The organism is Woeseia sp. D3-10, from assembly GCF_055809415.1.
This window is the reverse complement of sequence record NZ_JBVVTW010000005.1, coordinates 45,751-63,597: the sequence shown is the minus strand read 5'-3', so window position 1 is coordinate 63,597 and position 17,847 is coordinate 45,751. Positions and strand designations below refer to the sequence as shown.

The window sequence follows — 17,847 nt, the reverse complement described above, 5'->3', positions numbered from 1 at the left end:
GTGGATTCGGGTTGTCGTTGGTATTGGCTTTGGCTCGCGGAAGACATTCGATATTGAGGTTTGGTTGCCGGGCCAGGAGCGCTATCGGGAAATTTCGTCATGCAGCAGTTTTGGCGATTTCCAGGCACGCCGCATGCAGGCGCGCTGGCGGAATCCTGAGACAGGCAAACCGGAATTGCTGCACACATTGAACGGTTCAGGCGTTGCTGCTGGTCGCGCACTCGTTGCGATTATGGAGAATTATCAGAATGCCGACGGCAGTATTTCTGTGCCGGACGCATTGAAGCCGTATATGGCAGGAATCGAAACCGTCTCAGTCTGAGGCTCGGCTACTTTCCGGATAAGTAGTCTTTCAGCTCGATGAAGGCCTGCTGCCACCGGTCTTCTGCGCGTCGGTAATCCATTTGCCAGTCTTCCGTGGCGGGTATCCCAGCCTCGATGACCGTCAATTCAGTCTGCGCTTCTTTGCTTGTGCTGATGTCTTTCAGGATGAAATCGACGGTGATCGGGCCGCTAGCCAGCGGTTCTTCGTCTTCCCGCGGCGCCAGTACCAGGCGCATGCGTCTTGGCGGCAAGAAGATATCGATACGGCCTTTGAGTTGCGTGTCGTCATGCAATGCCAATTCGAACGGCCCGCCGATAAACGGTCGGAAACTGCCTTCGCGGGCAAGCCACTTTGTAATCGAATCTATATCGGTTATGGCGGCCCATACCTCCTCAGGTGTTGCAATGAGCACAAGGTCATCGCGCAAACTGCGAGTGACGTGTTCGGGGTGATGCATGATGCGAGTGCGAATAGTCTGGTCGTCGTCCAGTGGTGCCGATGGGGGCGGAGCGGAGTCTGTTTTCGGAGAAGACACAATATGCAGATCGCGTTGCGGAAACGGAATTTCCACACCTTCGGCGCGAAACTCACGATCAATGGCAAAATTTAGGTCGCTCAGTACGGTATAACGGCGCTCGATACGCAGAATGCGAACCCGTAGTTCGAAGTCCAGCGACGAGTCGCCGAAGTTCATGAATAGCGCCCGCGGTGCGGGGGCACGGCCGTCGGTAATGACTTCTGAGTGCTCGGAAGCAACGCGTTCGAGAATTTGTTTGACCTTCTCTGTATCGCTGCCATAGGCAACGCCCACGCGCACCAGAAGGCGGCCTTGCGGGTCGCGTAGCACCCAGTTTGTGACCCGCCCGGAGACCAGCTCGGAGTTCGGCACTAGGACGTTTCGATTGTCCTGCGTTTCTATCTCGGTTGCTCGAATTCGGATTCTGCGAACGAATCCTTCGGTGTCTCCCACCGAGATAAAGTCACCGGCACGAATAGGACGTTCGAAAAGGAGGATCAAACCCGACACGAAGTTGTTGGCAATTTCCTGGATGCCAAAGCCAATGCCGAGTGCGAGTGCGCCACTGACGATGGCAAGGCCGCCAAGATTGACCCCGGCCATGGTAAGGCCGATCAATGCCGCCAGAATGAAACCGACGTAGCCGATCAGAGTAATGACCGCTTCGCGGGCACCCCGTTCGGCGACGATATGCTGCAGCCAGCGTTGGTCTATCCAGCGTTTGATCCAGCCAAGCAGAACGATCACGCCGGCAAATACCAGAATGCCGCCAATGATATTCAATGGGACCAGTTGAATCTGGCCCACGGTGTAACCGACCTCAATTCGGTTGAGCAACTGATCAAGCGTAGTGCCGGATTCGTCCCACACGTAAATCAGGTAGACCGTGAAGCTCAGCCAGAGGACCAGGTCGGCCACTAACTGCATAAAGCCGAGGCCCGAGCGAGAGCCGTCTTTGCGAACACCCAGGTTGCGGCGAAAGCGAATTGCGCCCGGTGAATCGTTCTGCATCAGGTAGGTAAATGCCTGATAGACGAGCCACAGGAGGATCCACAGCACCATCAGCGCCAATGCGGTGCGAGTGGCACCGTGGATCACGAAACCGGCAAGATTCTGGTAACCCAGCAAGAGGGCGACGATGCTGGCGAAAAGCGTGAGAGTGCACAGATGCCGCACAGCCCGGAATTGGTGCCGCAGTCCGGGAATTCGACCGATATAGCGGAGCAGCAATATCAGTGACGTCGTGACCAGGAAAATCATTGATGCGCGGCCACCGACACTCGGGTCTACCAGGCGAATGGATAACCAGTTGGTTCCCAAAACGATAAAACTGGCAACCAGCGTTAACAGAAAAAAGCGCAGACGCAGGCGAAGTGGGGCGATGTGATCGGGAATCAGGCCCTTGATGCTGTTGGCTGGGGACAGTGGTCCTGTCGCCCAGTCAATGACGGTACAGCCGAGTCCAAATAACAGGACGCCAGCCGCGACGCGAACCACCAGCAAATCAAAGCTGGCGTTTTGAATTCCCAGAAACAAAACCAGCAGCAGGACGAGGCCTTCCAGCAACATCGGTGAGTACTGAGCCAGGCTGGGAACAAGTACTTCATTTGCGGCTCTGCCGCGTGACCACCGCCAGCCTCGAACCAGACCGTAAAGCGGTGGCGCAAATAGAGACCCAGTGCTGCCGCCAGCACACCACAGGTGACCAGCATCCAGAGCAAATCAGCCGGCGTTAATCCGTCGGTAACGTCGAGTGCAACGGCTCCGCGCAACCTGGCCGGGGTTGCTGCTGCCGGCAGCGCGGCGGCCAGGGCAAAGACAGAGTCCGTTCGGTTGAGCAGGAATTGCTGCATGGCTGTCTGAATTTCCGTGATCTGTTCTACGAGCGCGATCGCTTCATCGCGAACGCCGCCACATTCGGATTGGCGGGCAATTGACTTATCGAGTGCAGCACGGATTTCGCGACGCTGATCCATGACCGTGCCGCTGACTTCGATGTCTATTTCGCGCAGGGGCTCGTAACGTGCCTCAAGGCGTCGTCGTTCAGCCGTTGCCTCGACATTGCAGGCACCCGCCGCCGTCGCTATATCGACCGAGCGACTGCGGGCTTGTGCGAGGAATTCTCCGGATCGAGATCATCGCTACTCAGGCGATTTTCGAAATCAAGTAATACGGCGCCGGCAGCGAAGGGATCAAACTGCTGCGAATCCTGCGCCTTGGCTGTCGTCTGTAGCGCCAGGAAGGCAAGCAGGAAGATGAACAAGCGGGCATGCAGAGGACGGTGGCATGACGCTGTGTTCATCGAGTTCGGCATTACCGAAGTGAAGGGCGTCGTAAAACATCAGATTGAATACATTGCCGCGATAGTGCACCGCCGGGTACAGCTTGAATAGCGCCGGGTGCTTATTGACATACCCGGCGCCAGAATCTGATCAGTCGCGGCTCATGAAGAGCTGCAGCACGTACCAGAACATCAACATGATCGAGGCGAACAGTGCCATCGAAGCTGCTACGTACCGCTCTTGTGGGTAGTGATGCATGATGTTGGACGTGTCATACAAGATTGCCGCACCTGCGAAACCAATCATCGCAACGGAAAACCAGGTTCCCAGCTGAAAGCCGAACAGCAAGCTGGACACGATGCCAACCATTGCGAGCAGACCTACCCAGACCAGCATCCCACGCAGGAACGAGAAGTCTTTGCGGGTAATCATCGCGACGGCAATGAGGCCGACACAGCCGAGGACTGTAACGCCTGCTGCAGAGTCTATAACGCCCGGTTGCGTTGCTTCCGCTATGAAAAGCAGCGGAGAGAACACCAGCGCCTGCACGACGATGTAAACCCCTGAAAGCGGCGTACTGTGCCTGTTTCGACTCGAGTCGTTGCGCGACGTGCGTAGCGCCCCAGCCAGCCAGCATCAGGCCGCCTATGACCATCAGCCAATTGTTAATCATCGGGCCGGCTATGCGCGCGGCGATACCAGACTGGAAGTAGGTAGGCCTCAACGGCAGCAAACGCAAGTATGCCAGCTACGACGTGCGCATAGCACTTCCATATGAACTGCGAACGGTCTTCCACCGAAAGACTTGAGGCCGGGGCAAGATAATTCACGTTGTCATTCATTCAGGTAACTCCTGCGGTCATTGATGGCAGCCATCTTAGCATTTTGTGTGCGGCAAAGCGCCACAATGCGGAGTGGGTGTGAGCGCCGGCAGGGCGGCACCCGAACGGTTGCCGCCCCATAGTCAACGCTACTTGCGAACGTACTTCTTCACAGTTCGTGCCCCACTTCGGCGCCGTAAATATTGCCGTTGGCGTCTACAGCAACACCTTCAGCGGCGCTGGTTGCCGAGTTGTCCTGATCGGGTTCGGGATCCGGGATAAAGCCGGTTACGAAGCCATCGCGGGCACTGCCAATACGGATGCCGCGCTTCCACCCCTGATTACGCCGCGCGTTCGACTCGGAATCCGTGGAGTACAGAATGTCATTGGCGTCAATGAACAGACCACTGGGCCTGCCAAACTGCGTCCAGGTGGCGAGGTGCTTACCGCCCTGATCAAAGATTTGCAGTCGGCTATTACCGCGGTCAGCAACAAACAGGCGACCTTGTGAATCCATTGCCAGCGCATGTGGGTCGCGGAACTGACCGTCATTGTCACCCGTAGTGCCCCATTCACCGATATAAGTGCCGTTGCGATCAAACTTGACGATTCGGTTGTTGCCGTCCGCGTCGTGGCCGTCGGCGACGAAGATGTCACCGTTGGGGGCGACAAGAACATCTGACGGTTTATTGAAGGTGTCTGGTCCGGGGCCGGCTACGCCTTCCTTACCAAGTGTCATCAACAGTTTGCCATCCGGGCTGAATTTCATGACCGTGTGGCCTACGCCTTCCGGCACAGGTGCATAGCCGACAGCATCGGCAATCCAGACGTTGTCGTCGCTGTCGACAAACATGCCATGGGGCCAAACGATTTGGCCAGCGCCAAACTGTTTGACGGCGCGGCCACTTTGATCGAACAGCAGCACCGGATTCAGATCGCTGCCGACGCACAGGTTCGTTCCGCAGCGATCGGCAATCCATATGTGCTGACCGTCGTTTGCCGGATAGATAGCACTGGTCGCACCCCATTCGCGGTTGTCGGGCAGTTTGGCCCAGCCTTCTACTGTCCGGTAGTCGTTGGGTGCGTGGTTCTGCGCGGTGGCTGTGCCGCACAGCAGAGCCACAACAGCTGCGGATACCAATGCGGTCTGGCGGCTCTTTATTCTCATCGACATTTTTGTTCCCCCTGGAGTTATCGACTAAGCGTTGGTTTTTAAACGGTTACTCTTGAACTTTGCCTATAGTGTTTCGCAGTATCCCCACACCCTCGACTTCGATCTCGATGACATCGCCAGCACTCATGGCGCTGGTGTCGCCAGGGGTGCCGGTGAAAATCAGGTCGCCTGGGTAAAGCGTTGCGTACTGGCTGATGTGGCTGACGATCGCATGTGCGTCATGAATGAAGTCACGCGTTCGCTGAGACTGCATAACCTTGCCATTCAAGCGGGATTGCACAAGGACATCGTTGTAATTGATGCCTGTCGCAATCACCGGCCCCAACGGTCCAAAATCGTCGCTGGCTTTACCGCGGAACCATTGCAGGTCGTTGGCCTGCCATTGCCGTTCGCTGATGTCATTGCCCGCGGTCACTCCGAAGATGTAATCGGCAGCATCTTCCACTGACACTTTGCTGGCTGACTTGCCCATAACAATCACAAGCTCGGCCTCGTAGTGCAGGTCGGTTGCTCCAGCCGGAGGCCGCACCTCGGTATCCGGGTCGGTAATGGTGGTTGGCAATTTCAGAAATATCGGCGGATGTTCGGGCAACTGGCGGTCGCCACGGTGGCTCAAATAATTGTAGCCAACAGCAAATACCTTGGAAGGCTCCGCCGGCGCGAGAAGGCGTACGTCGCTGCGCATTACACTGCGCCCGGTTGGCTTGCCGCCCAGGTACGGCGCAGCGTCCAGCTGCTGGATGCGGTCACCGTCCAGACGCCCGTAGCTGATCGAGTCGCCTTGCTGGTAGCGGACAAAATACTGGGTATCGGTTGCCGCCCACGCGTTCGTAAACAGGCCGGAGACGATCAACAGTGCTAACTGTAGTATTCGCATTCATTCCCCCTATACCGCCAGCGTTAACACTCGCGCTGCGACATGCAAGCGATGGCAATACGCTCTCTGTGCGGCAATCGGCATAGTCGAGTTTTCGCCTCGCAAATGCAAGTGATCGGACCGGGTGAAACCAATGAGTCACCGTCTTTCGGTGTTGTAGCGAGATTGTAATTGCCCGAAAAACTCGGCATCGTGAGCGCGGCTTGCGAAGGGGGATCTATGCAGGAGTTGGGTATCTGGGCGTTGCTGCCGCTGTTGACAACGCTGCTGCTTGCGTTCGTGACTCGCTCGGCCCTGATTTCAATGCTGGTCGGGACGTTGGTCGGCACCCTGTTGCTCGGCAGCATGCCGGGGGCAGGGCTGAACCAGCTGTTCCAGTCGTCACTGGGCAATGCGGATTTTATCTGGATCTGCGAAATCGTCGTGCTTATCGGTATCTTGTTCGCCCTGTTTCGCCGTGCCGACGTTTTGAACGCGCTCGCGGCACGTTTCTCGGGTGGGCACGGCAGCCGCCGGAAAGTCGAAGTGTCAGCCTGGTGCATGGGCTTCGTGATAGTTGACGATTACTTCAGCCCGTTGCTGACCGGCTCGGTAATCCGGCCGATGTCAGACAAGGCACGCGTACCGCGAGAAAAGCTCGCGTTTATCCTGGATTCAACCACGGCGTCAGTGTGCATCCTGGTGCCGTTCACCGCCTGGGTGCGTACGTTGCGAGCCTGATCGCCCAGCACGACGCGGTCGCGTCCGTGAATGAAGGGCTGATGATTTACATTTCGGCGATCCCGTACAATTTTTACCCGTTGCTGCTCATCGCCTTTACGTTCTTCATGTGCCTCGGCGTCATCCCTGATTTCGGACCAATGCGCACAGCCGAACGCCGGGTGCGGGAGACCGGGGCGCTTGTCAGGCCGGGCGGCAAGCCGCTGTCCGGTGCGGACGACGGCATGCCTGAGGTCAATCGCAAGTCGGCACCCTCAATAATGTTTGAATTGGCTGCGCCGGTATTCCTCTTGATTGGCTTTGGAGCCTGGTCGCTCATAGTTGGTGGCTCGGTGATGATCGTTGAAGCATTCATGCTCGCGAACGCCTACCTGTTTGCCGTGCTCGCAATACGCGGTGAATTTTCCAGTGTGAGCGATGCGGCTGATGTCATCGTCAACGGGACTCGTAGCGTCATGGAAGCTTTGCTGATTGTATCGCTCGCCTACGCGCTGAATGCGGTTACTGCCGAGTTGCAGGCTGCCAACTACATTATCGACCAATTCGCGGCGTACCTGACACCGGCGACGGTTGTCGCGCTGACTTTTGTGCTGACGTCACTCATTTCCTTTTCGACAGGCACGTCGTGGGGCGCGTTTGCGTTGATGATGCCTGTGGCGTTACCTCTCGCTTTTGAATTCTCGGGCGGAGAAGTTACACCGCTGATTTTCCAGACGGTGGCCGCCGTAGCGGGCGGCGGCATTTTTGGCGACCACTCATCGCCCGTTTCCGATACTTCTGTACTGGCATCCGTTGGCGCGGGCAGTGACCACATCGATCATGTTGTTACGCAATTGCCCTACGCCATATTGATTGCCGTGTTGACGGTCGCGTTGTACCTGATTATTTAAGGGGGTGACGGTGAGTCTCTTCGACACGGAACTTGATCGACGCGGCAGCAACTCATTCAAGTGGGATGGCAATGAGCGTCAGTTCGGACGCAGTGATCTGCTGCCTTTCTGGGTGGCCGATATGGACTTCGCCACACCGGCGCCAATACTCCGTTCGATCGAGGAACGTATCAGACACCCGGTACTTGGTTACGAAGTACGCCCTGCCGAGTACGCCGATACCGTACTGGACTGGGTCGCACGTCGGCACGGCTGGAACGTGCCGCGCGACTGGTTGGTATTTTGCCCGCCAAGTTCAATCGTTGCCATTTACGGTCTGATCATGACCCGGACCAAACCTGGCGACGGCATTATCGTACCAACGCCGACCTACGGACCATTGATCGGGCTGGTTGAAAAGAACGGGCGACGCCTGATCCGCAGTCCGCTGCGGGAAACGGCCACCCGATTCGAACTGGACGTGGAGGGCATGGCCAAACTCGTTGAGCACGATGGAATGATGGTCTTGCTGTGCAGCCCGCACAACCCGACCGGCAGAGTGTTTGACAGCAAAGAACTGGCTGCATTGTGCGACCTCGCCTACGAGCGGCAACTGACCGTGGTTTCGGATGAGGTGCATGCGGACCTGATCAGACCCGGTCGCCGCCATCTGCCGTTTGGCAGTCTTGGCATACAGCGGTCCGCGACTGTATTTTCGCCGAACAAGTCGTTTAATACCGCCGGGTTGCCGCAATCGTCGATAGTGATCCCTGACGCCTCGCTGCGTAAGTCGATGCAGGCTTTCCTGGATACGTTGCAGATCAATCACGACCACACCTTCGGTGGGCCGGCGATGATCAGTGCCTACCGCGAATGTGAAGGCTGGCTGGATGACGCCTTGCGCTACATCGACGGCAATCATGCGCGGGTGGCGCAGTTTTTTAGCGAACAACTGCCATCAGTACGAGTATGGCCGGCGGAGGGGACCTATTTGGCCTGGCTGGACTACCGCGCCCTCGGTATTGATGAGGCAGAGGCACAACGTCGATTGGTGGAAAAAGGCGGCGTCGGCCTGTACCCCGGATCATTGTTCGGTGACGAGGGAGTGGGGTTCTTGCGCATGAACGTAGCTTGTCCGCGCAGTGTTCTGGAGCGGGGGCTGCAGCAGATCCGGAAGGCCCTGCTTGATTAATAGGGTTGCGAATATTCGCCATCACCGGTTGAAACCGGGCGCGCTGTCCCGCACAATTCGCCGCGCTGTCGAAACAGCGTTGTTCCGCACAGCGGAATGGCGCGACAGCCGAGTCGTTACGGAGAGGTGGCAGAGCGGTTGAATGCACTGGTCTTGAAAACCAGCAAGGGTTAATAGCCCTTCGTGGGTTCAAATCCCACCCTCTCCGCCAGACTAATCAAAGAGCCCCTATTGGGGCTCTTTTTTTGTGGCGATGTGCGGCTCCTGTTCGGTGGCAGTGAACGCGGTGGCCACTTGCAGGTCGAACATCGCTATGAATACTTGCCGTGGCAACCTGTACAAACCAACAAATGCACTTCCGGGACTGTGCGCCCTGATGCTGTTGGTTGTCGCGATTCCACAGGTTCACGCGGGTACCAATCCTCAGGCAACGTACGAAGACCTGCAGCTAGCCGGCAATGAGGATCCGGCAGACTGGCTGGCACTGGCTGTAGCGGCGCGCGAAGCAGGCGACCTGGAGTTGGCGACCGAGTCGCTGCAGCGGGCAGAAAGCCATGGACTTGCACCGTTTCGGCTCGGACTTGAGCGTGCTCGCCAGCTCGTTCTCGTGAGTGACCGGGGCGCAGCGCTGGCTGAGTTGCAGGCATTGTTCGACGGCGGTTTCACGGCTGTCGATGCAATCCGCCTGGATCCGCTGCTCAACGGTTTGGCCGGCGAGCCAGGGTATGACGCGCTCATCGCGAGCATGGAAGCCCGGGCATTCCCTTGCGAACAAAATGAACGGTTTCAGGATTTCAATTTTTGGCTCGGCGATTGGGATGTGCACCTTGCAAACGGCACATTTGCCGGCACTAACAGGATTCGTGGCGCTGAACATGGCTGTGTGCTGATCGAGGAGTGGGCATCCGCAACTGGCGGAACCGGCCGCAGCATCAACTACTTCGATGCGGCCAGCGGTGAGTGGGTGCAGATTTGGAACGATGCGGGTGGCTCGCAGATCAATATCCGCGGAGGCCTGACAGAGTACGGCATGCGTTTGACGGGTCAGATACACTACGTAGGCAGTGGTCTGACCGCGGCCTTCAGAGGGCTGTGGACGCCGCTTCCCGACGGCCGGGTACGGCAGTTTTTCGAACAAGAGGCGGCGGACGGAACCGGCTGGACACCGTGGTTTGAAGGTTTCTACAGCCGGCAAAACCCTGATTAGTAAACAGGAGACACCTTGAACTCAGGATACAAACAAGGGCCATTGCCCACCGGTAACCCTTTGGCAAACGCGCTGGTCGTGATTGTCGGGGCCCTGGCTATCGGCGTGTCGCTGGTGCTGGGTATGGTCGCGTTCGTCGTACTAGGTTCCGTCGTACTCGTTCTGGCAGCGATAGTCGCCATCCGTTTATGGTGGTTTCAGCGCGGGCTACGAAAACAGGCACGTACTCGTTCATCCGGTCGCCCCGAGCAAAATCCGGACGGCGTTATTGAGGGCGAATTCAGAATCGTATCGCGTGACGACGAGTCCCCGGAGTCACGATGAATTCCCCGCTTGCTTGCGTAGTCAAAACGACTAAAACACCGTAAGCTCGCAGTCCATGAGCAACGGAAACTCAGAAGCAGACCGGCGCAGCCGGCGACGTAAACGCCGCTTGGTTCTCGGCGTCATATACACCGCAATAGCGGTAGGCTTGGCGTGGTTCTTCGAATCGCAAGCGACTACCACCATCATCTTTGTTCGCCACGCTGAAAAATTGAGCGAGACCGAGACTGACCCGAGTTTGTCGGCCGCTGGCCAACGGCGGGTTGCTGAGCTAACGCGGCAACTGAAAGATGCCGACGTTATTGCCGGGGTCGACGCGATCTATTCAACGCCGTACAAGCGCACTCGCGAGACGGCGCAGCCATTGGCAACGGCGCTGGATCTGCCGGTGACGAGCTACGACCCGGACGACAACGATGCTGTGTTGGCAGATATTCTGGACAAGCACAAAGGCAAGATCATTCTGGTGGTCGGCCACAGCGATACCTTGCCGGGTTTGATTGCTGATTTAGGCGCGAGCAAAAGGGTCCCGCCGATAGCTGATTACGAGTACGACAACCTCTACCTGGTGTCTATTCCCTGGTTTGGCAAGACCAAGACGATCCGCCTGCGGTACGGCGAACCGTACCTTCCTGTGGCAAGTCAGTAGCATTATTAGCTTTAAAGTTAGCTAATAAAATATTGATAAATAACATGTTTTATCAAGACGATTTGACCGTCAAGACCCGCGGCCGGGGTTGCTATGACCTTGCCGGGCAAGTGCTCGCCAGCGTGCGGAGCTCCGGTGTCGTTAACGGAATTTGTCACGTGTTTATCCGTCATACCAGCGCGTCACTGATGTTGTGCGAGAACGCAGACCCCGATGTGCTGCGGGACCTGGAGGCGTGGATGGCGCGCGCGGTGCCCGACGGCGATTCGCTGTTTACGCACACTGCCGAAGGGCCGGATGACATGCCGGCGCACGTTCGGTCTGTACTCACCCAGTCCGACCTGAACCTGCCGGTGCGTAATGGGGTTTGCGCTCTCGGTCAGTGGCAGGGCATCTATCTTTGGGAACACCGGCACGCGCCGCACGAACGGCAGGTGATGCTGACGGTCTTCGGCGACTCAGCCTGATCGGCAGAATTCAGTCCTGGTTGTCGTAGCGACCACTGCGCAGACCGGCCGCTTCCCGCAGCATGACCGCCTTTTGGAGGAATTCGGCGTGCCGACTGATCAGGACATCGGCCAGCACCGCATCCTGAATGGTCCGGTCCTGATTGATAAGAAACGTTGCGCGGCGCACGCCGACGCCGAACGGCCCATCAACGTCGTACATTTTGACCGCTATTTTGTCCTCGTCGGACAATAGCGTGAACGGCAGACGTTGCTCTTTGCGAAAGCGGGCGTGGCTGGCGGTGTCCTGCGGGCTGACCCCGGCCACCTGCAGCCCGACTGCGCGCAAGTCCGTGAACATGTCACGAATCGTACAGGCTTCCTTGGTGCAACCCGGGGTGAAATCGGCCGGATAAAAATACAAAATCAGCGGCCCATCGGCGAGCAGTTGTGAAAGTTCGATGTCCTTACCGGTGTGATCCGGAAGGACGAATTCCGGTGCTTGTGTTCCAGGTTGCAGCATCTAATTCCCCGTATCGCGCGCGGACTTGGTGAAGTCCACCTCCATGACCTGATAGCCGGGCCGGTTCATGCCCAGCGCGAGGTAAGTTTGCTGGGCTGACGTATTGTCGCTTTCCACGTAAAGGCGCAGTCCACAGCTGTGTGGATCCTCGCGCGCCTGGCTTTCAACGTAGCGATAAAGTCTCGCGAAGACGCCTTGCCGACGAAAATCCGGGTGTACATAAACGCTCTGGATCCACCACATGCTGCCGTTGCGCCAATCGCTCCACTCCCATGTAACCATGATCTGGCCGACGATTCGACCGTTGACTTCCGCGACCCAGTAGCGACCCTTGCTCGGGTCTGTCAATGGCGCAGACACGCCGGGCTGCAGGAGACTGAGATCGAGCTGTCGGTCCTCGGTTTCCGTTGCCATGGCAGCATTGAACGCAACCAGTGTTGCAGCATCAGTCGGTCGTGCATCGCGCACATGTATGTCCATACGTCCTCGTCGGTTTCTGAAAAAGAGTGTCTGTGCCGGTATTATGCGTAATTCAGACGGACAACAGAGCACTGAGTATGAATTACGGAACCGGAATTCTGAAAGTAATGGCGACAATGGCTGTTACGAGCATCGTACTCAGCGCCTGCAGTCAGGACAGCGCAGAGAATGATGCCGCTGTCCTCGATACGGTGCCGGAGTTTTCGGCAAGGGCGTTTTACGAGACCACGAGCTATAGCATGGTGAGGTCTTCCGGCTATGCCTTCGCGCCTGATTTGTCGTCGGTGCTGGTGTCGTCCGATGCCAGCGGCGTGTTCAATGCCTGGGAACTGCCGCTGGACGGCAGCTCCGCAAAAGCACTTACCCATTCTGATGACAACGCTATCGCTGCCTTAAGCTGGTTCCCCAATGACCGCCGCATTCTTTATACGTTCGATGGCGGCGGTAACGAATTGCACCATGTCGCGGTCCTTGAGACGGATGGCGAGAGCCGCGACCTGACACCAGGAGATGAGCACAAAGCGCAGTTTCTGCGCTGGTCAGACGATGGCAAGTATTTTTACCTGCTGACCACCGAACGGGATCAGCGAAATTTCGATATCTACCGTTATTCGACAAGCGATTACTCGCGTGAATTGCTATTCCGGAATCCCGGCATGAGCGTTGGCGACATCTCTGCCGATGGCCGTTGGGTGGCACTTGAGAAACCACGGACCAGCGCGGATTCCGATGTGTATATCGTGGACTTGCAGGGCGACGATCCGCAGCCTGTGTTGATTACCCAGCACATGGGCAACGTTGCGCACGGCGTGTATGGCTTTACGCCAGACAGTCTGAATCTGGTTTACAGCACTAACGAGCACGGCGAATTCAATCAAGCCTGGACGTACAACCTTGCCAGTGGCGAAAAGTCTGAACTCGTCAGCGCGCTCTGGGACGTTAGCTACGTTGTGTATTCGCCGTCGGGCCGGTACCGGGTTAGCGGGATCAATGCCGATGCCCGCACGCAGGTGACGATGTATGACACCCAAACTAACGAGGTAATGGAACTGCCGGCGTTGCCCCCGGGCGATGTAGGAAGTATCCGCTTTTCTGCCGACGAAACCCGAATCGCGCTGAGTGTGAATGCGGATAATTCGCCGGCGAATGTGCACATCATTAATTTTGAACAGCGGGTAGCACGGCAGTTGACGGATGCGCTGAACCCGGCAATCCGGTCTGACTATCTGGTCGAAAGCCAGGTTGTTCGTTACTCAAGTTTCGACGGGCTCGAAATCCCATCAATCTTGTACAAGCCACACGGTGCTTCTGCTGAGAACCCGGTACCAGCGCTGGTCTGGGTGCATGGCGGTCCCGGTGGTCAGAGTCGTACCGGCTACAACGCAACTCGCCAGCACCTGGTGAATCACGGATACGCGATTCTGGCCGCAAACAATCGTGGCTCTTCCGGTTATGGCAAAACGTTTTATCACCTCGACGACCGCAAGCACGGCGAAGAGGATCTTAAGGACATCGTGTACGGGCGCAATTACCTGGAATCGCTGGACTGGGTGGACAGCGACCGTATCGGCATTATTGGTGGTTCGTACGGCGGCTACATGGTTGCTGCGGCACTGGCGTTTGAACCCGAAGTGTTCGATGTCGGTATCAATATATTTGGCGTGACGAATTGGGTGCGTACCTTGCAGAGTATTCCGCCGTGGTGGGAATCGTTCAAAGAAGCGTTGTTTGATGAGATGGGCGACCCGGCGACGGACGCCGAACGCCATCGTCAGATATCGCCGCTGTTCCATGCTGAAAACATCAGCAAACCGCTGCTCGTTATTCAGGGCGCGAACGATCCTCGTGTGCTGCAAGTGGAAAGCGACGAGTTGGTTGCTGCCGTGCAGAAAAACGAAGTGCCTGTTGAATACGTGGTATTTCCTGACGAGGGTCACGGCTTTGCCAAGCGCGAGAACCGGATTACGGCGTCAGAGGCCTACGTGAAATTCCTGGATACCTGGTTGAAAGGTAAGCAGACGGCTGACTGACGGAATGACAGAGGAAGCGCGCACCTGGCGCCGTTATTGTGACTGACGCCATAATCTACCTCGACCCGGACAGTCCACTGAATCTGCAGAATCAGATTCGGCAAAAGCTGGTGGATGGAATTTTGAACGGCGCCTTTCCACCGGGCAGCCGCTTGCCGTCGTCGCGCAAGTTGGCGGTTCAACTTGCGGTGGCAAGAAACACTGTCGTTCTTGCGTACCAGCAATTGCTGGCGGAAGGCTATTTGATCAGCCAGCAGCGCAGCGGCATTTTCGTCAATAAGGAAATGCTGAATACGCGCGTCGGCTTTCGCGGCGAAACCGTCGCCGCCAGCCCGGAAGAGGCGGTACGCTGGAAGCGCTGGGTCAAGAGCGAAACCAGTACCGGTCGTGCTCCCCGCGATCTGCCGAATTGGTCAAAGTACCCGTACCCATTTATCGATGGCAAGTTCGACTCGTCATTGTTTCCGCTGGCTGAGTGGCGCGAAGCCAGCCGTCTGGCATTGAGCGTTGCCGACGTTCGTGACTGGTCAACAGGCAGCGGCGATGCCGACGACCCGATGCTGATCGAAGAAATCCGCACCAAAATTCTTCCGCGCCGTGGAATTCAGGCGAAGCCGGATGAAATTCTGATCACGCTGGGTACGCAGCACAGTCTGTATCTGCTGAGCGAATTACTGGCCGACAAGGCGGTTACTGCCGTAATGGAGGAACCGGGCAACACCGCCATGCGTCAGTTATTGGAACGGCGCGGTGCGCGGGTTCGGCAGCAAAGTGTTGATGACAGCGGCATTATCGTAGACAGCACTTTGCAGGAATGTGATCTGGTCTACGTGACGCCGAGCCATCAGATACCGACCACCGTCGCGATGCCTGTAGAACGGCGTAAGAAGCTATTGCGTGCGGCCGGCGAAGAAAATTTTCTTATCGTGGAAGATGATTACGAGTGCGAGACCAGTTATATGGAGCGACCGGCTCCCGCGCTGCGCAGTATGGATAAGGAAGGCCGGGTGCTCTACGTCGCCAGTTTTTCCAAGGTCCTGGCACCGGGTATTCGTATGGGATTTATTGTCGCCAACTCGGAGTTCATTCGTCGGGCCCGAGGGATGCGCAGGGCCATGCTCAATCATCCGCCATTGAACAACCAGCGGACTGCTGCATTCTTTCTGTCGTTAGGTCACTACGATGCCTTGATGATGCGCATGGCCCGGATTTTCCAGGAACGCCGCACGGCATTGCGCGATGCATTGAATTACTACCGTTCCGTATCGCTGGAGATTACGCCGGAAGTGGGGGGGACCACGTGGTGGGTTCGATTGCCTGAAGACTTTAATGTCGACTACCTTGCCAGCGAAGCGGAACGGGAAGGCATCCTGATTGAACCCGTGCGTCACTACTACGCCGATCCGGAAAAAGCACAGAATTGTTTCCGAATGGGGGTCACCAGTTTGCCCATAGAACAAATTCGTCCCGGTGTCGTGAAGCTCACCGAACTAATTCGTAATCTTGCGAGTGGCCGGGTGGAACACCTGGACTCGAGCAGCGGAGAATGGCTGACCGGCGCCGAACTCGCTGCGGCGATGAGTGAACGTATCATTCTGTACAACGTTGTGTACGGCGTTCCGTGCACCATCGAGTTGCACAAAGACGGGCGAATGGTGGGTCGCGCGGGCTACGCGAACGAGGATTGCGATACCGGTCGCTGGTGGGTGGATGGTGACCGTTGGCACCGGCAGTGGCAGCAGTGGGTGTACGGCGAAGAGGCCGCGTATTACGTTGTGATCGATGGGGATCGCATTAAGTGGTTTAACGAAGATCGGCAAATCGTTGATGCTGCTTTCATCCGCACAACGGTGTCGTCGAACTAAGGCGCAGACGGTGCCGTCACGTTGCTACGCTGGAATCAGGGTAGTGGAACGCGATATCCTTCCGCGCTCTTGCGACAACCGCATGTCTTGTTGCTTTTTGCGCCCGTAGCTCAGCTGGATAGAGCACCTGCCTCCTAAGCAGGGGGTCGCAGGTTCGAATCCTGCCGGGCGCACCAATTTTCACGCCATCACACGGTTTCAGGCACTTCGCCGTTCATCCGCTTCGCGGGACTTCTACACTTACTGCAAGGAGTTGCACCCGGACGCGCGGGAGACGTGATTTAGCAATCACCGGGCACCAGTCATCATCGGTACTTGTTGCTCTGAAGCAGGTCAGATTACCCGATAGTGCCCCCAATTGTTTCCCGGCTATGCCAAAGTGTAAGTGATTGTAACAATGCAAGTGCCCGATATTGCTTAGTTTTCCAACCGTTCATAGAGTGGTCGAAAGGTTGCCGGATCGCCGGCCGCAAGGGGCAGTACGATGCAGGCAGACGCCAAAACGAAAACCCACATATCCGAAAGCGGCTTGTTGCCCGACGTCATTATTCGTGCGGGTATACGTCGCCTACTGAAGCAACGCTTGGCAGAGATTCATGCCGACGACTGTGAACTCTCGGCGGCTGCTTTGTCCGGCTTCGTTGAAATGATGAACGGTTCCGCGATTGCGCTGTTGCCTGAGCTGGCCAACGAGCAGCACTACGAAGTACCGGCCGCGTTCTTTGCTGAAATTCTGGGTACGCATCGGAAATACAGTTGCGGTTACTGGGGACACGGTACGGACAATCTCGAGGTTGCTGAGGAGGAGTCCCTGCGCATCAGCTGCGAACGTGCGGCGATTGAAGACGGCATGTCCGTGCTGGACCTCGGTTGTGGCTGGGGATCGCTGAGTCTGTGGATAGCCAGCCGCTACCCACGCTGTCACGTAGTGGCAGTATCCAACTCTCAATCGCAACACGATTACATTGTGGCTGAAGCTGAACGACGCGAACTCACAAATCTTGAGGTTCGGATCAGCGACATGAACGACTTCGATCCCGAGCAGACATTCGATCGTATCGTCTCGGTCGAAATGTTCGAGCACATGAGGAATTACGGCAAATTGTTTGCGCGGATCGCCGCCTGGTTACGACCGGAAGGGCGGTTTTTCATGCATATATTCTGTCATCGCAGTACACCCTACGAGTTTATCGACAAAGGCCCCCGCGACTGGATGAGCCGGCACTTCTTCTCGGGCGGAATCATGCCGAGCAACGATCTGCCGTTGATGTTCCAGGACGATCTCAAACTGACGGAGCGCTGGCGCTGGAATGGTCAGCACTATGCGCGCACCGCGAACGCGTGGCTGTGGCGTATGGACCTCCGTCAGCAAAAGATTATGCCAATCCTTAAAGACACGTATGGCACGGCGCAGGCGCAGACCTGGTGGGTGCGCTGGCGAATGTTTTTCATGGCCTGTGCCGAGCTGTTTGATTACAACAACGGCGAGGAGTGGTACGTCGGCCACTACCTGTTTCAGCGCCGCAAGCAAGGGAGCGACTGAAGC

Annotated in this window: 19 protein-coding genes and 2 tRNA genes; 13 read left to right on the top strand and 8 right to left on the bottom strand. The window is 57.0% G+C overall.

The window, feature by feature from the left end; translation table 11 throughout:
• Positions 1–322: aminoacyl--tRNA ligase-related protein (locus AC0L8N_RS00635; protein ID WP_473665674.1), on the top strand; the 322-nt coding region annotated here is incomplete at its 5' end.
• 7 nt (positions 323–329) lie between these two features.
• On the opposite strand, the gene AC0L8N_RS00630 is transcribed toward AC0L8N_RS00635, so the two are convergent.
• The 6 genes from AC0L8N_RS00630 to AC0L8N_RS00605 all read right to left on the bottom strand — a co-directional run bounded on the left by AC0L8N_RS00630 (position 330) and on the right by AC0L8N_RS00605 (position 5,996).
• Entirely contained in the window at positions 330–2,411 is a 2,082-nt protein-coding gene (locus tag AC0L8N_RS00630) for a mechanosensitive ion channel domain-containing protein (RefSeq protein WP_473665673.1), read from the bottom strand.
• Between the two features lie 514 nt (positions 2,412–2,925).
• Positions 2,926–3,144 carry a hypothetical protein gene (locus tag AC0L8N_RS00625; protein ID WP_473665672.1) on the bottom strand — a complete coding sequence of 73 codons (219 nt, stop codon included), beginning with the start codon at positions 3,142–3,144 and terminating at the stop codon, positions 2,926–2,928.
• 130 nt (positions 3,145–3,274) lie between these two features.
• On the bottom strand, positions 3,275–3,673 hold the full coding sequence (locus AC0L8N_RS00620) for a Bax inhibitor-1/YccA family protein (RefSeq protein WP_473665671.1): 399 nt from the start codon (positions 3,671–3,673) through the stop codon (positions 3,275–3,277).
• A 116-nt stretch (positions 3,674–3,789) separates the two neighbouring features.
• Complete coding sequence (locus AC0L8N_RS00615; protein WP_473665670.1) at positions 3,790–3,966, bottom strand: hypothetical protein; 177 nt, start codon at positions 3,964–3,966, stop codon at positions 3,790–3,792.
• 148 nt (positions 3,967–4,114) lie between these two features.
• Positions 4,115–5,119, bottom strand: coding sequence for a peptidyl-alpha-hydroxyglycine alpha-amidating lyase family protein (locus tag AC0L8N_RS00610; RefSeq protein WP_473665669.1), 1,005 nt, complete (start codon positions 5,117–5,119; stop codon positions 4,115–4,117).
• A 46-nt stretch (positions 5,120–5,165) separates the two neighbouring features.
• The gene (locus AC0L8N_RS00605) at positions 5,166–5,996 is read right to left on the bottom strand and encodes a fumarylacetoacetate hydrolase family protein (RefSeq protein ID WP_473665668.1); all 831 of its coding nucleotides are present in this window, start codon (positions 5,994–5,996) and stop codon (positions 5,166–5,168) included.
• Positions 5,997–6,167: 171 nt separating this feature from the next.
• Between AC0L8N_RS00605 and AC0L8N_RS00600 the strand changes: the two genes are divergently transcribed.
• The 8 genes from AC0L8N_RS00600 (at position 6,168) to AC0L8N_RS00565 (ending at position 11,424) form a co-directional block, all read left to right on the top strand.
• Complete coding sequence (locus AC0L8N_RS00600) at positions 6,168–6,716, top strand: hypothetical protein (RefSeq protein ID WP_473665667.1); 549 nt, start codon at positions 6,168–6,170, stop codon at positions 6,714–6,716.
• A 41-nt stretch (positions 6,717–6,757) separates the two neighbouring features.
• Positions 6,758–7,606: a Na+/H+ antiporter NhaC family protein gene (locus AC0L8N_RS00595; protein ID WP_473665666.1), complete on the top strand. Its 849-nt coding sequence runs from the start codon at positions 6,758–6,760 to the stop codon at positions 7,604–7,606.
• Between the two features lie 10 nt (positions 7,607–7,616).
• The gene (locus AC0L8N_RS00590) at positions 7,617–8,777 is read left to right on the top strand and encodes a MalY/PatB family protein (RefSeq protein WP_473665665.1); all 1,161 of its coding nucleotides are present in this window, start codon (positions 7,617–7,619) and stop codon (positions 8,775–8,777) included.
• A 120-nt stretch (positions 8,778–8,897) separates the two neighbouring features.
• Positions 8,898–8,988: transfer RNA gene (locus AC0L8N_RS00585), tRNA-Ser, on the top strand.
• 102 nt (positions 8,989–9,090) lie between these two features.
• The gene (locus AC0L8N_RS00580) at positions 9,091–9,984 is read left to right on the top strand and encodes a hypothetical protein (protein ID WP_473665664.1); all 894 of its coding nucleotides are present in this window, start codon (positions 9,091–9,093) and stop codon (positions 9,982–9,984) included.
• 15 nt (positions 9,985–9,999) lie between these two features.
• Positions 10,000–10,308: a hypothetical protein gene (locus tag AC0L8N_RS00575; protein WP_473665663.1), complete on the top strand. Its 309-nt coding sequence runs from the start codon at positions 10,000–10,002 to the stop codon at positions 10,306–10,308.
• Positions 10,309–10,363: 55 nt separating this feature from the next.
• Complete coding sequence (locus AC0L8N_RS00570) at positions 10,364–10,957, top strand: phosphoglycerate mutase family protein (RefSeq protein WP_473665662.1); 594 nt, start codon at positions 10,364–10,366, stop codon at positions 10,955–10,957.
• A gap of 44 nt (positions 10,958–11,001) precedes the next feature.
• Positions 11,002–11,424 carry a secondary thiamine-phosphate synthase enzyme YjbQ gene (locus AC0L8N_RS00565; RefSeq protein WP_473665661.1) on the top strand — a complete coding sequence of 141 codons (423 nt, stop codon included), beginning with the start codon at positions 11,002–11,004 and terminating at the stop codon, positions 11,422–11,424.
• 10 nt (positions 11,425–11,434) lie between these two features.
• On the opposite strand, the gene AC0L8N_RS00560 is transcribed toward AC0L8N_RS00565, so the two are convergent.
• The gene (locus AC0L8N_RS00560; RefSeq protein ID WP_473665660.1) at positions 11,435–11,926 is read right to left on the bottom strand and encodes a peroxiredoxin; all 492 of its coding nucleotides are present in this window, start codon (positions 11,924–11,926) and stop codon (positions 11,435–11,437) included.
• The gene (locus AC0L8N_RS00555) at positions 11,927–12,406 is read right to left on the bottom strand and encodes a GNAT family N-acetyltransferase (protein WP_473665658.1); all 480 of its coding nucleotides are present in this window, start codon (positions 12,404–12,406) and stop codon (positions 11,927–11,929) included.
• Positions 12,407–12,483: 77 nt separating this feature from the next.
• Between AC0L8N_RS00555 and AC0L8N_RS00550 the strand changes: the two genes are divergently transcribed.
• From AC0L8N_RS00550 to AC0L8N_RS00535, 4 genes are all read left to right on the top strand, one after another.
• Positions 12,484–14,436 carry a S9 family peptidase gene (locus AC0L8N_RS00550; protein ID WP_473665657.1) on the top strand — a complete coding sequence of 651 codons (1,953 nt, stop codon included), beginning with the start codon at positions 12,484–12,486 and terminating at the stop codon, positions 14,434–14,436.
• A 38-nt stretch (positions 14,437–14,474) separates the two neighbouring features.
• A complete protein-coding gene (gene pdxR, locus AC0L8N_RS00545; protein WP_473665656.1) occupies positions 14,475–16,301 on the top strand; it encodes a MocR-like pyridoxine biosynthesis transcription factor PdxR in 1,827 nt (608 codons plus the stop codon).
• Between the two features lie 99 nt (positions 16,302–16,400).
• A tRNA-Arg gene (locus AC0L8N_RS00540) sits at positions 16,401–16,477 on the top strand.
• Between the two features lie 308 nt (positions 16,478–16,785).
• Positions 16,786–17,844 (top strand): SAM-dependent methyltransferase, encoded by a 1,059-nt coding sequence (locus tag AC0L8N_RS00535; RefSeq protein WP_473665655.1) that lies wholly within the window; start codon positions 16,786–16,788, stop codon positions 17,842–17,844.
• Positions 17,845–17,847: the final 3 nt, after the last annotated feature.